Origin of the sequence: Bradyrhizobium sp. HKCCYLRH3061 (genome assembly GCF_051168015.1) — a bacterium.
Classification (GTDB): domain Bacteria; phylum Pseudomonadota; class Alphaproteobacteria; order Rhizobiales; family Xanthobacteraceae; genus Bradyrhizobium.
In genome coordinates this window covers 128,233-141,005 of sequence record NZ_JBNPUE010000016.1, presented here as the reverse complement: position 1 = coordinate 141,005, position 12,773 = coordinate 128,233, and the positions used below count along the sequence as shown (strand labels likewise).

Annotated in this window: 12 protein-coding genes; 6 read left to right on the top strand and 6 right to left on the bottom strand. The window is 65.2% G+C overall.

Translation table 11 applies throughout. From position 1 onward, the window contains the following. Nucleotides 1–44 precede the first annotated feature (44 nt). Entirely contained in the window at nucleotides 45–197 is a 153-nt protein-coding gene (locus ACQR2C_RS24330; RefSeq protein WP_315803935.1) for a hypothetical protein, read from the bottom strand. Between ACQR2C_RS24330 and pnp the strand changes: the two genes are divergently transcribed. The 4 genes from pnp to ACQR2C_RS24310 all read left to right on the top strand — a co-directional run bounded on the left by pnp (nucleotide 196) and on the right by ACQR2C_RS24310 (nucleotide 4,814). After that, a complete protein-coding gene (pnp, locus tag ACQR2C_RS24325; protein ID WP_315803936.1) occupies nucleotides 196–2,352 on the top strand; it encodes a polyribonucleotide nucleotidyltransferase in 2,157 nt (718 codons plus the stop codon). The genes ACQR2C_RS24330 and pnp overlap by 2 nt on opposite strands. Before the next feature lie 146 nt (nucleotides 2,353–2,498). Then, on the top strand, nucleotides 2,499–2,969 hold the full coding sequence (locus tag ACQR2C_RS24320) for a GNAT family N-acetyltransferase (protein WP_434882301.1): 471 nt from the start codon (nucleotides 2,499–2,501) through the stop codon (nucleotides 2,967–2,969). A 115-nt stretch (nucleotides 2,970–3,084) separates the two neighbouring features. Continuing rightward, nucleotides 3,085–3,924, top strand: coding sequence for a hypothetical protein (locus ACQR2C_RS24315; RefSeq protein WP_434882300.1), 840 nt, complete (start codon nucleotides 3,085–3,087; stop codon nucleotides 3,922–3,924). A gap of 74 nt (nucleotides 3,925–3,998) precedes the next feature. Continuing rightward, a complete protein-coding gene (locus tag ACQR2C_RS24310; RefSeq protein WP_434882299.1) occupies nucleotides 3,999–4,814 on the top strand; it encodes a hypothetical protein in 816 nt (271 codons plus the stop codon). Nucleotides 4,815–4,832: 18 nt separating this feature from the next. On the opposite strand, the gene ACQR2C_RS24305 is transcribed toward ACQR2C_RS24310, so the two are convergent. From ACQR2C_RS24305 to fabA, 4 genes are all read right to left on the bottom strand, one after another. Further along, nucleotides 4,833–6,818: an autotransporter outer membrane beta-barrel domain-containing protein gene (locus ACQR2C_RS24305; RefSeq protein WP_434882298.1), complete on the bottom strand. Its 1,986-nt coding sequence runs from the start codon at nucleotides 6,816–6,818 to the stop codon at nucleotides 4,833–4,835. A 226-nt stretch (nucleotides 6,819–7,044) separates the two neighbouring features. Beyond that, nucleotides 7,045–7,845: an enoyl-ACP reductase FabI gene (gene fabI / locus ACQR2C_RS24300; protein ID WP_434882297.1), complete on the bottom strand. Its 801-nt coding sequence runs from the start codon at nucleotides 7,843–7,845 to the stop codon at nucleotides 7,045–7,047. Nucleotides 7,846–7,991: 146 nt separating this feature from the next. Next, entirely contained in the window at nucleotides 7,992–9,215 is a 1,224-nt protein-coding gene (gene fabB / locus ACQR2C_RS24295; protein ID WP_315803942.1) for a beta-ketoacyl-ACP synthase I, read from the bottom strand. A 76-nt stretch (nucleotides 9,216–9,291) separates the two neighbouring features. Next, a complete protein-coding gene (gene fabA / locus ACQR2C_RS24290) occupies nucleotides 9,292–9,813 on the bottom strand; it encodes a 3-hydroxyacyl-[acyl-carrier-protein] dehydratase FabA (protein ID WP_316215371.1) in 522 nt (173 codons plus the stop codon). Between the two features lie 455 nt (nucleotides 9,814–10,268). On the opposite strand from fabA, the gene irrA reads away from it, so the two are divergent. After that, on the top strand, nucleotides 10,269–10,739 hold the full coding sequence (irrA, locus tag ACQR2C_RS24285; protein WP_316215567.1) for an iron response transcriptional regulator IrrA: 471 nt from the start codon (nucleotides 10,269–10,271) through the stop codon (nucleotides 10,737–10,739). Nucleotides 10,740–10,846: 107 nt separating this feature from the next. On the opposite strand, the gene ACQR2C_RS24280 is transcribed toward irrA, so the two are convergent. Beyond that, a complete protein-coding gene (locus tag ACQR2C_RS24280; protein WP_315803980.1) occupies nucleotides 10,847–11,332 on the bottom strand; it encodes an SH3 domain-containing protein in 486 nt (161 codons plus the stop codon). Nucleotides 11,333–11,745: 413 nt separating this feature from the next. Here ACQR2C_RS24280 and ACQR2C_RS24275 point away from each other — a divergent pair, with 413 nt between their 5' ends. Continuing rightward, nucleotides 11,746–12,747, top strand: a complete 1,002-nt coding sequence (locus ACQR2C_RS24275; protein WP_315803944.1) for a 2-hydroxyacid dehydrogenase — start codon at nucleotides 11,746–11,748, stop codon at nucleotides 12,745–12,747. Nucleotides 12,748–12,773: the final 26 nt, after the last annotated feature.

Sequence of the window (12,773 nt, the reverse complement as noted above, 5' to 3'; positions counted from 1 at the left end):
TTCAGCAGCAATCCGGCCGCTGGGCGTGACGGGCAAGGTGCCCGTTATTTACGAGAAGGATGGACGCCATCCGAAATAAGAAAACCATGGCAGGATCGCAGGCCGCTGATCGCATTCCAGCGCCCCGCAATCTTGCGCATGGTTTTTTTGTTTCTGGGGAGTCCGCCTTCGATCATCTCATGAAAGAAGATACCCATGTTTACCAAGCATTCCGTCGAGATCGACTGGGGTGGGCGTCCGCTCAAGCTGGAAACCGGCAAGATCGCCCGCCAGGCTGACGGCGCCGTCGTCGCCACCTATGGCGAGACCGTCGTGCTCGCGACCGTCGTCGCCGCCAAGGCGCCGCGGGAGGGCGTCGACTTCCTGCCCCTGACCGTCGACTATCAGGAAAAGACCTACGCCGCGGGCCGCATTCCCGGCGGCTATTTCAAGCGCGAGGGCCGTCCGACCGAGAAGGAGACGCTGGTCTCCCGCCTGATCGACCGCCCGATTCGCCCGCTGTTCGTCGATGCCTGGCGCAACGAGACCCAGGTGATCGTGACCGTGCTGTCGCACGACATGGAGAACGATCCGGACATCGTCGCGCTGGTCGGCGCGTCGGCAGCGCTGACCTTGTCGGGCGTTCCGTTCAAGGGCCCGATCGGCGCGGCCCGCGTTGGCTTCGCCAATGACGAATATATCCTCAATCCGACCCTCGACGAGATGGCCGACACCCAGCTCGACCTGGTGGTCGCCGGCACCTCGGACGCCGTGCTGATGGTGGAATCGGAGGCCAAGGAGCTCAACGAGGACATCATGCTCGGTGCGGTGATGTTCGGTCACCGTCACTTCCAGCCGGTGATCAACGCGATCATCGAGCTCGCCGAAAAGGCCGCCAAGGAGCCGCGCGACGTCGCGATCATCGACAACGCCGCGATCGAGAAGGAGATGCTCGGGATCGCCGAGCAGGACCTGCGCACCGCCTACGCGATTCCGATCAAGCAGCAGCGCTATGCTGCCGTCGGCGCCGTCAAGGAAAAGGTGATGGCCTACTTCTTCCCCGAGGGGCAGGAGCCGAAATACGACAAGCTCCGTATCGCCGCCGTGTTCAAGGAGCTCGAGGCCAAGATCGTCCGCTGGAACATCCTGGACACCGGCAAGCGTATCGACGGCCGTGACGCCAAGACCGTGCGCAACATCGTCTGCGAGGTCGGCGTGCTGCCCCGCGCCCACGGTTCGGCGCTGTTCACCCGCGGCGAGACCCAGGCGCTGGTCGTGACCACGCTCGGCACCGGCGAGGACGAGCAGTACATCGACGCACTGTCGGGGACGTACAAGGAGACGTTCCTGCTGCACTACAACTTCCCTCCCTACTCCGTTGGTGAGACCGGCCGTCTCGGCGGCACCAAGCGCCGTGAGATCGGCCACGGCAAGCTCGCCTGGCGCGCCATCCACCCGGTGCTGCCGCCGCACCACGAGTTCCCCTACACGACGCGCGTCGTGTCGGAGGTGACCGAGTCCAACGGTTCGTCGTCGATGGCGACCGTGTGCGGCTCCTCGCTGGCGCTGATGGATGCCGGCGTGCCGCTGAAGCGGCCGACCGCGGGCATCGCGATGGGTCTGATCCTGGAAGGCAGCCGCTTCGCCGTGCTGTCCGACATCCTCGGCGACGAGGACCATCTCGGCGACATGGACTTCAAGGTCGCGGGCACCGAGAGCGGCATCACCTCGCTGCAGATGGACATCAAGATCGAGGGCATCACCGAGGAGATCATGCGGGTTGCGCTGGGTCAGGCCCGCGAAGGCCGCATCCACATCCTGGGCGAGATGTCCAAGGCGCTGACCGCCGCGCGCGCCGAGCTCGGCGAATACGCGCCGCGCATCGAGACCTTCAAGATCCCGACCGACAAGATCCGCGAAGTGATCGGCACCGGCGGCAAGGTGATCCGCGAGATCGTCGAGAAGACCGGCGCCAAGGTCAACATCGAGGACGACGGCACCGTGAAGGTCGCCTCCAACGACGGCGAGGCGATGAAGGCCGCCATCAAGTGGATCAAGTCGATCGCCTCCGATCCGGAGGTCGGCCAGATCTATGACGGCACCGTCGTCAAGGTGATGGAGTTCGGTGCCTTCGTGAACTTCTTCGGCACCCGTGACGGCCTCGTGCACATCTCGCAGCTCGCCGACAAGCGCGTGCAGAAGACCACCGACGTCGTCAAGGAAGGCGACAAGGTCAAGGTCAAGCTGCTCGGCTTCGACGACCGCGGCAAGACCCGGCTGTCCATGAAGGCGGTCGACCAGACCACCGGCGAGGATCTCGAGGCCAAGCAGAAGGACGCGCCCGCCGAGGCGCGCGAAGCCGCCGGCGAGTAAAGCCGGGGCACCCTTCGAGTGAAACACAAAGGGCGGCTTTCGAGCCGCCCTTTTTTGTTGTCCTATCGGTCGCACACCCTCGCGCGTCCCAGGTCATGGCTGCGGATGCAGAGGCCAGGCCGTCACCCCGCTTCAGGTCACCCCACATGCACCATCCTGTCATCCGCCCCGCTCGCCCGGACGAATACGACGCCATCGCGAGGCTCTGGATGGAGAGCTGGTGCTCGACCGGGCTGGAGCGCCCGAGCGACACGCTGCTGAGCCTGCTGAAGGAGCGCGTGCCGCGCGAGATGGAGGGTGGCTGGAGCCTCTACGTCGCTGATGACGGCGGCCAGCTCGCGGCGATGCTCGCGATCAACGTTCCCCTGCTCTATCTCGACCAACTGATGATCGCCCCGTCGCATCAGGGCCGCTCGCTCGGCCGCCGCCTGCTCGCCTTCACCCGCGAGCTGCTGCCCGACGAGGTCTGGCTGCGTTGCGCCGAGGGCAACGAGAAGGCGTGGCGCTGGTACGAACGCGAGGGCTTCGTGCTGGAAAAGGAGCAGGCTGATCCGCTGCACGGCCGCATCATGAAATATTATCGATGGAAGCGTGGCGACCGGGCGGCGGACTCATGATCGCGGAGCGTGCAAGCGCGAGTCTTGCGCGTGTCGGCCGGAAACCGTTGCGCGCGCCTTCGCGGGCGAACTAAATTCGGGTTCCCGCTCGCTTCGTCAATCTCGAACCTCCGCCATGTCCGCACCGCTTCTGCTGATCCCCCGTCTTGCGCTCGTCGGTCTCGCTGCTGCCTTCACAACTGCGGCTTGGGCCCAGGCTCCGTCGACGATGGCAGTCCCGGCCAAGGCTGCGCCCGCCGCCAAGAAGTCCTCAGGAAAGAAGCCGGCGGCGAAGCCGATCGCCGTTGAAAGCGGTCCCTGCCGGCTGGGCGTCATTGCCGCGCTCGGCGACCAGCTCGCCGTCAGCAAGTTCGGCCTCACGGTGTTCGAAACCGAAGAGGACGAGGTCACCCTGCCGGGTTGGGGACTGGACGACCTCGCCGTGGCGCGCGTGCGTGCGGCGACCGCCGGCGATCCGACCGTGCGCAGGGTCGGCTATCCCAAAGGCGCGTTCGAGCCCTACTACCATCCGACGTCGCGCTTCCTGCCCGATCCGAAGGAGAGCCTGACCTCGATCGTGCGCAACGTCACCACGAATGCAAATTGCGAACGCTACCTCGTGGTCACCAGGTTCGAGGCGACCATTCCCAACACCACCCTGAGGCTCAGGGGCATTGGCGCTTACAATCAGGGCCTCGGATCACTCATCCGGCACTCGCACCTTTTTGCGAACGTCAACATCACGCTGATCGACGGCCATTCCTACGAGAAGATCGGCTCATTCTCGGCGGATACCGGCGCACGGCTGGCCGAGACCATGAGGCTCACCGAGGATCCCCTCAACAAGCTCGACAATGCCGACTTCCCCGAGCCTCTTGCCGCCGCAGCCACCAGCACCGTGCTACGCGAACGCCTGCGCAGCCTGGTCGCGGCGAAGCTAGATCGCGACCTGCCGAGCTACCTGAAGATCGAATGAGCCGTCGCCCGCTGTCATACGCCTCGAACGGGCTTCACCGTCCGCATTCGTTTCTCCCAGCACGAGTTTTCCCAGTGACGATTTCACGCCTGCTCGCGCCGCTGCTCATTGCCGTGCTCTGGTCGGGCACCAACGCCCTGGCGGAATCGTCACCTGCGCCGCTGAGCGCCAAGCCTGCGGCAAAGCCGGCGGCCGGCGTTGCCAAGGCCGCCAAGCCGGCAAGGGCCGTCCGCGAGGGCGGACCGTGCGAGCTCGGGGTGATCTCAGCGCTTGGCGATGTCTTCACGGTGCAGAAGAACGGCATGACCCGCCTGGGCAACGAGTACGCCGAGGTGCCGGTCTCCTGGGGATTCGACGATATCGTCTATGCGCGCGTGAAAGCAGCCGCGGGTGATGCCGGGATCCGCCGCATCGGCGTCCCCAAGGGGTCATTCGATCCGTTCTATCAGTCACCCCCGATCAAGGCTGAGAACGGGAAGCTCACGCCCATCGTCAGGAGGGTGGCCGGCTCGGCGGGGTGCGCACGCTATCTCGTGATCACCCGCCGGACCGACAGCGAACCCTCGACCAACGACGAGGTCACCGGCGTCGGCGTGATCAATCGGGGCGAGGGTTTTGGCCGGTACAGCCACGTCTTCATCATGATCGACATCCAGCTCTACGATGGAGCGACGTTCGAGACGCGCGAGCCCGCCACGAGTTCCAAGGCGCTGCTCTCACGGCTGACGTCCGGCGTCGGACCGCCGTCTCATGCCGGCGACGTCGACAACTCCGCATTTCCCGCCTCGCCGCCGGATGCCGCGAACAACAACGTGCTGCGTGACATGGCGCGTTCGATGCTCAAGTTCCGGCTCGACCAGCGCCTGCCGGCCTATTTCGGGCGCGAATAGAACCATCAGCTCGGCGCGTCATAGCCGGATCTTAAGCACCGCATGGCCTGACTGCTGGACGAGGCCGGACGGCGTCGCGTTGATGCCGTAGCGAACGCTGAGGTCGAGGCGGTCGTTGCCCGCAGCGACAAGACCAAGCCCGGCCGAGTAGACCCAGGGCGACAGGTTGAGGCCACGGGTGACGAAGCCGTCGCCGCCGCCGGAGAAGGCGGCGCCGATCTGCAATGCCTGGTTCAGCGCGTTGTAGCCGACGCCGACATCGCTGATCAGACGAACCTGCGTTGTCGGCGCATAGACCGCTTTCAGCTGCGCCGTCGTCACGAATTCCTGATAGACTTGAGGATCGACGTTGAGGCTGAAACCGCCGGCACCGCCTTCCCGATAGGAGCCGCTGCGAACCGTGCCGTAGTCCAGGCGCAGTGCAGGAACGAGCGCGAGGTCGTCTCGCAGCGGAATGCGGGTCTTGATGCCCGCACCGGCGTGGCCGCTGTAGGAACGATAGCTGCCGCCGGCGGACGCGCCCATGAAGTTCAGCGACCGGCTTTCGCCGTTGTCGCTCGATCCGCCGTCGAGCTGATAGTCGAAGGTGACATCAGAAGTGACGGCGTAGGCCCCATAGAGCCCGAGCTGATAGGAGGCGAGACCGAGACGGTTTGGCACCGCATCGTCGCTTCCGGTGATCGTGTGATGAGAATAGCCAAGAACGCCGCCGATGATGGCGCGGGACGAGACGGCGACATCGGCGCCGAGCGCCAGACCCGCGCCGGCGGCACTATACCCGGGAACACCATCACGTCCCGTCTGCTGCGTGGTGCCGCCGAGAGGCTGCATCCAGACATTGCGGCCAGCAGCCCAGCCGATGCTGCTGACATCATCGAGCCTGTTGGTCATCGTCTGCCGGAACGCCTGCTGGCTGACATAGGTCGCCTGCGACGCCGCCCCGGTCAGCACCGGCAGCGCCTGCTTGACGGCGGCACTGAGCGAGGGACCGCTGAGATTGTCGAGCGCGGCAAATCCCGAGACCATCGATCCGCTCCAGCCGGCCGACGTCATCGACAGCCGGTACAGCACGTCGGCGGCTTCCAGGCCGACGCGGCCGCCGGCCGACCGAAGCGCAGTGCCATAGGGCTGGATCAGCGACATCGTCGCCAGATCGCCGGTCATGCTTCCCGTGAGATCATACGTCGAGGTGACCATCTGCGCATTCGACGCAGTGCCGCTCATCGCGCCATAGAGGCTGGTCAGGCTGCCACGCGACAGCGTATTGAACAGCACGCTTCCCTCCGGGGTGACCGAGCCGAGCAGGGTGAAGCCACCGGCCGTGCTGCCGGTCGGCGCGACGCCCGCGCCCCAGAAATAGCCGTTCTGATAGTTGGTGATGACGAAGCGGCCCGGCGCCTGCGTGCCGAACAATGTCGGACTGACGATCCGCCACGGCGTGCCGGCGGTCCATGCCCATTGCGGGACGGAGTTGGCCGGCACCGGTGCTGACGGCGGCGGCGTGAAGGTCGCGGGATCATAGGGCAGCATGTAGGCCCAATGCGTCACCAGCAGGCTGTCGCCGGTGATCATCTGCATTTCCATGCTGGTCACGCCGTTGACGTTGCGCATATAGCCGAGCCCGACGGTCGCAGTGCCGCCGCCGGTCGGCGTGAACAGCATGGTGATCTGGCCGCTGGTGGTGACGAAGCCCTGGATGGTCGAGGTGTCCGTCAGCAGCGCCGGGCCGATCCTGAGCTGCGCGACGCTGGTGCCGGTGAAGGCGCCGTTGGTCGCGGTGCCCAGGGTCCACAACGTCTGGTCACCGATCGGGACCGGATTGGAGAAGCCCGTCTTCGGCGACAGGTAGGCGAGCAGTTGCGCCGTCGGCACATACCAGTTGGTGTTGGAGATCGTGGAGTCCCAGACGCTCGATTGCGCCTTCGCCGGCCCTGCGCCCCCTGCCGCAAGCACGATGCCGGTCATCGCGCAGAGAGCGATGACACGGACTTTCGAACGCAGCATCAATCGCCCCCACGACTTGTCTTGCTGCCGGCGCGAGCGTCTGGCTGACGGCCGCGGCCGATGCACCGGTCATGATGCATCGCAGCGTCATCGCAACAGCCAACCGCAAGAGTTGCGCCAATGCCTCCTGATTAGCCGTTCAGGAACATTGTCTTCAACTGGGAAAATTTGGGTCGATCGGAGGACGGAGTCTCGCGCCCCCCGATACCGCCGATGCGCGCGGAGGTCAGTCCGCCTTGAGATCCTCGGGGCGCGGCATCGAGATCACGTTATATCCAGAGTCGACGTAGTGGATCTCGCCGGTGACGCCACCGGACAGCTCCGACAACAGATACAGCGCGGAGCCGCCAAGCTCCTCCAGGGTCACGCCGCGGCCGAGCGGCGAGTGCTTCTGCTGGAACGCGAACATGAAGCGGGCGTCGCCGATGCCCGAGCCCGCCAGCGTGCGCACCGGGCCGGCCGAGATCGCGTTGACGCGGATGCTGCGGCGGCCGTAATCGGCGGCAAGATAGCGCACCGAGGCTTCCAACGCGGCCTTGGCGACACCCATCACGTTGTAGTTCGGCATCACGCGGTTGGAGCCGTCGAAGGTCAAGGTGATCATGCTGCCGCCGCTCTCCGGCATCAGCTCGGCGGCGCGCTTGGCGATCTCGGTGAAGGAGAAGCAGGAGATCAGCATCGTGCGCGCAAAATTCTCGCGCGACGTGTCGGCATAGCGGCCCTTGAGCTCGTTCTTGTCCGAGAAAGCGACGGCGTGGACGATGAAGTCGAGCCCGCCCCAGGCTTCGCGCAGCGAACTGAACACGCCATCGACGCTGGCGATGTCCTCGACGTCGCAAGGCAGCACGTGCTTGACGCCGAGCTCGTCGGCCAACGGGCGGACGCGCTTGCCGAGCGCGTCGCCCTGATAGGTGAAGGCCATCTCGGCGCCATGCGCAGCCAGCGTCTTGGCGATGCCCCAGGCGATCGAATGGTCGTTGGCGATGCCCATCACAAGCCCGCGCTTGCCCTTCATCAGACCCTGCATGATGTCTCTCCTTCGTCATGCCGGGATCGGCCCAGCCAGGATGATCGTTCCGCCTTCGAGACGCCAATGGCCGGACATCGGTGCGAAGAATGAGCTTCGCGCTGCTGCCCGGCCATGATGCCGACGAAACCAGTGCTATTGAAATCTTAAGCGTCGAGCTGCTTGAACACCAGCGTCGCGTTGGTGCCGCCGAAGCCGAACGAGTTCGACAGCACGGTGCCGAGCTTGGCGTTGTCGATGCGCTTGCGCACGATCGGCATGTCGGCGAAGGCGGGATCGAGCTCGGTGATGTTGGCGCTCTCGCAGATGAAGCCGTTCTTCATCATCAGCAGCGAATAGATCGCCTCCTGGACGCCGGTGGCGCCGAGCGAGTGGCCGGTCAGCGCCTTGGTGGCGGCGATCGGCGGGCACTTCTCGCCCGATCCGAACACCTTGCGGATCGCCTCGATCTCCGGCGGATCGCCGGCCGGCGTCGAGGTCGCGTGCGGATTGATGTAGTCGATCTTCGTCTTCACGGTCGACAGCGCCATCTTCATGCAGCGCTCGGCGCCTTCGCCCGACGGCGCCACCATGTCGTAGCCGTCCGAGGTCGCGCCGTAGCCCGCGATCTCGCCGTAGATCTTGGCGCCGCGCGCCTTGGCATGCTCAAGCTCTTCCAGCACGAGGACGCCGGCGCCGCCGGCGATCACGAAGCCGTCGCGCGTGACGTCATAGGGCCGCGACGCGGTCGCGGGCGTGTCATTGTGCTTCGACGACATCGCGCCCATCGCGTCGAACAGCACCGACAGCGTCCAGTCGAGCTCCTCGCAGCCGCCGGCGAACATCACGTCCTGCTTGCCGTACTGGATCATCTCGTAGGAATTGCCGATGCAATGATTGGACGTCGCGCAGGCCGAGGAGATCGAGTAGTTGACGCCCTTGATCTTGAACCAGGTCGCCAGCGTCGCCGAGGCCGTCGACGACATCGCCTTCGGCACGGCGAACGGACCGACGCGCTTCGGGCCCTTGGTGCGGGTGATGTCGGCCGCTTCCACCAGCGTGCGCGTCGAGGGCCCGCCGGAGCCCATGATGATGCCGGTTCTGACGTTGGAGACGTCGGTCGGCTCCAGCCCGGAATCGAGGATGGCCTGCTCCATGGCGACGTGATTCCACGCGGCGCCCTCGCCGAGGAAGCGCATGGCGCGGCGGTCGACCACGTCCGCGGGATTCAGCGTCGGCGCGCCTTGCACCTGCGAACGAAACCCAAGCTCGGCATATTTCTCAGCACGGGAGATGCCGGACTTCGCCTCGTACAGGCTGGCAAGCACCTCCTGGGTGTTGTTGCCGATCGATGAGACGATGCCCATGCCCGTGATGACAACCCGCCTCATGATGTCCGCCTCACCTTGCTCGTGTGTTGTGTTGCAGTCGTGCCTGCTGCACTGTCTGTGGTCGCAGCCTGCCGGTTCAAGTCGGCGCGGCGTCCTGCTTGAACAGGCCGACCTTCAGGTCCTTGGCGCGATAGATAATCTCGCCATCCATCGAAAGCCACCCGTCGGCAATACCGAGCACCAGCTTTGAGCGCATCACGCGCTTGATGTCGACGTTGTACACAACCTTGCGGGCGGTCGGCAGAACCTGGCCGGAAAACTTGAGATCGCCGAGGCCCAGCGCGCGGCCGCGCCCTGCTCCGCCCGTCCAGCCGAGGTAGAAGCCGACCATCTGCCACATCGCATCGAGGCCGAGACAGCCTGGCATCACCGGATCATTCTTGAAATGGCATCCGAAGAACCAGAGATCCGGCTTCACGTCGAGCTCGGCGCGGACGACACCCTTGCCGTACTCGCCGCCGGTCTCGGAGATCTCGACGATCCGATCGAACATCAGCATCGGCGGCAGCGGCAGTTGCGCATTGCCGGGGCCGAACAGCTCCCCGCGGCCGCAGGCCAGCAGGTCCTCGTATTCATATGCGCTGCGCCGATCCAGCATGCTTGGTGGCCTTTCTCAACGATCCCCGGTGGAATTTGTGCCGCGCGACATGGACCCTTCCCGCGCGCCGCCCCCTTCCGCGCCGCGCTGGCCGGTCATCGCGTCGGCACGAAGGCTGGGCCATCGCACCTGGCGAACATGACCGCTGTCGGCGGCGGGCTTAACGACGCCTGGATTCGCGCACATGGCCATCACGGCCGCCGGCGCTCACCATGGCAGGGCAAATCGGGTCCGGGCGCTCTCTAACATAGAGGATTGCGGCGTCAATGCGCGTATCCAGGTAAATCGACGCAGCACCGGGCCCCGCGCCCGAACCGGGCGGCAAATGCAGTTTAGGGGCGTTCTAGATACGTTAGTTGCGATAAGCTTGCATCTGAATGGGTTTCTTCCTATATCAGTTGTGGATGAGAGCGAATTGTGCGGTGCTTGAAGTGGATGTCAGCAACAACGCCTCGATGAATGGTCATGATCGCGGCAACCCGGATCTCGGGAACGGCCGGCAGCCGGCACTCAATGGCTGCCCATGGCACGACGTCAACGAGATGCTGCAGGCGGCCGGGCTGCGCCCGACTCGCCAGCGCATGGCCTTGGGCTGGCTGTTGTTCGGCAAGGGTGCGCGGCATCTGACCGCCGAAATGCTCTATGAGGAAGCGACGCTGGCAAAGGTTCCGGTCTCGCTCGCCACGGTCTATAATACGCTGAACCAGCTGACCGACGCCGGTCTGCTGCGCCAGGTCAGCGTTGACGGCACCAAGACCTATTTCGATACCAACGTCACCGCCCACCATCACTTCTATCTCGAGAACAACCACGAGCTGGTCGACATCCCTGACCAGCATCTGGCGTTGTCGAAGCTGCCGGAGGCGCCCGAAGGTTACGAGATCGCCCGGATCGACATGGTCGTCCGGCTGCGCAAGAAGCGTTGAGCCTCCGGAACATCGTCATAGAAGCATCATGCCCGCAGCCGCTGCGGGCATTTTTGTGTCGGGCGCGCGTCAGGACAGAGGTCAGCGCATGGTGCTGACCTGGGCCTTCAATTGACCTGCTCGTCGGCGTAGACGCCCCACAGCCGCTGCTGCTGGATCCAGCCTTCGAAACCATTGCCGAGCACGTGGCACCAGCCGTTGCCGCATTTCTTCACTTGCGCGACGACGCCGGCCTGCAGCCGCGCGGTGACCCCGCTCGTGGCGTCGGCGCTCTCATAGATCGGGGCGAGATCGTCCTTGTTCTTCATCGTGACCACCGCCGTGCGGCGCCCCGACAGCAAGGAGTGATAGACCCACCCCTCCGAGCCTTCGGAATCGCGCACGCGGCGCCAGTTCTCATATTCCGCGGTGATCTCGACCGGCAGGCCGGAGCGCGTATAGACCCAGGCCACGTCGTTGTCCTTGGTCGGACCGGCGCGAACGTTCACATGATCCGACTTCAGGCTGACATAGCGCGGCACCGGCAGGCCGCTGGTGGTGAGAACGGAGTCCTTCGCCGCAACGCGGCCCCTGCCGACGGCAACGTCGAACAGACAGACCAGCAGCACCACGACAGCACCCAAACGCCACAACGTCGATTTACTCAACTTACTCTCCCTCGAAAGGATCGACCCGCGCTCCGATCAAAGCGGATTGCGTTGCGATCCTTCGCCCGATCCCCATCGAACCGCCCGGCTGCCCCCCTTCGTGCTCGGAGAGGGCTTGCCGAAAGCGCCAGTCCCGACCCGCCGTTGGCTTCTTGTCTTGGCCCGGCCTTCTGCTAGACAGGACCGAACACAAGCGGCCAGGAAGCGCCTGAGAATCGCTCGCGAAGCCCTGTCAGGGACGGATCGGCCCACCTGCGAGATCCGACACGACCAGTCCAGGGAAGCGCCGCTCTCAGGCGACGACGGTAGTTTCGGCGAACCCGGTTAATGAGGTCTGAAGGATCTCATGAGAGCAGCACATGTCAGGTAGGAAAAAGCCCCTCGTCGTGGTGACACGCAAGCTGCCGGACTCGGTCGAGACCCGCATGCGCGAGCTGTTCGACGCCAGGCTCAATCTCGACGACGAGCCGATGAGCCAGGAGCAGCTCGCCGATGCCGTACGCACCGCCGAGGTGCTGGTTCCGACGGTCACCGACCACATCAGCGCCGACATTCTCAATCAGCCCGAGTGCAAGCTGCGCATGATCGCCAACTTCGGCAACGGCGTCGACAACATCGACGTCGCGGCGGCGGTGGCGCGCGGCATCACCGTCACCAACACGCCGAAGGTCCTCACCGAGGACACCGCCGACATGACCATGGCGCTGATCCTTGCCGTGCCGCGGCGGCTGATCGAGGGCGCTTCCGTTCTCACCGAGGGCAAGAACTGGGCGGGCTGGTCGCCGACCTGGATGCTCGGCCACCGCATCGGCGGCAAGCGGCTCGGCATCATCGGCATGGGCCGCATCGGCCAGGCGGTGGCGCGGCGCGCCCGCGCCTTCGGCCTGCAGATCCACTATCACAACCGCCGACCGGTCGCGCCGGTGATCGCCGACGAGCTCGGCGCCACCTATTGGGAGAGCCTCGACCAGATGCTGGCGCGGATGGACATCATCTCGGTCAACTGCCCGCATACGCCGGCGACGTTCCATCTCCTGTCGGCGCGCCGGCTGAAGCTGATCCGCAAGGACGCCTACATCGTCAACACCGCGCGCGGCGAGGTGATCGACGAGGAGACGCTGACGCGGCTGATCGAAGCCGGCGACATCGCCGGCGCCGGCCTCGACGTGTTCGAGCACGAGCCGGCGGTGAACCCGCGCCTGGTGCGGCTCGCCAAAGCCGGCAAGGTGACCCTGTTGCCGCACATGGGCTCGGCCACGATCGAGGGCCGCGTCGAGATGGGCGAGAAGGTCATCATCAACATCAAGACCTTCCTCGACAACCACCGCCCACCGGACCGCGTGCTGCCGAGCATGCTGTAGGCCGACCAGCCATCTCAGCAATCGGT

Excerpts from the sequence above, each read along its gene's own strand:
- pnp (WP_315803936.1), top strand. The coding sequence starts at position 196 with ATGTTTACCAAGCATTCCGTCGAGATCGACTGGGGTGGGCGTCCGCTC.
- ACQR2C_RS24330 (WP_315803935.1), bottom strand. The coding sequence starts at position 197 with ATGGGTATCTTCTTTCATGAGATGATCGAAGGCGGACTCCCCAGAAAC.
- ACQR2C_RS24320 (WP_434882301.1), top strand. The coding sequence starts at position 2,499 with ATGCACCATCCTGTCATCCGCCCCGCTCGCCCGGACGAATACGACGCC.
- ACQR2C_RS24315 (WP_434882300.1), top strand. The coding sequence starts at position 3,085 with ATGTCCGCACCGCTTCTGCTGATCCCCCGTCTTGCGCTCGTCGGTCTC.
- ACQR2C_RS24305 (WP_434882298.1), bottom strand. The coding sequence starts at position 6,818 with ATGCTGCGTTCGAAAGTCCGTGTCATCGCTCTCTGCGCGATGACCGGC.
- fabI (WP_434882297.1), bottom strand. The coding sequence starts at position 7,845 with ATGCAGGGTCTGATGAAGGGCAAGCGCGGGCTTGTGATGGGCATCGCC.
- fabB (WP_315803942.1), bottom strand. The coding sequence starts at position 9,215 with ATGAGGCGGGTTGTCATCACGGGCATGGGCATCGTCTCATCGATCGGC.
- fabA (WP_316215371.1), bottom strand. The coding sequence starts at position 9,813 with ATGCTGGATCGGCGCAGCGCATATGAATACGAGGACCTGCTGGCCTGC.
- irrA (WP_316215567.1), top strand. The coding sequence starts at position 10,269 with ATGAATGGTCATGATCGCGGCAACCCGGATCTCGGGAACGGCCGGCAG.
- ACQR2C_RS24275 (WP_315803944.1), top strand. The coding sequence starts at position 11,746 with ATGTCAGGTAGGAAAAAGCCCCTCGTCGTGGTGACACGCAAGCTGCCG.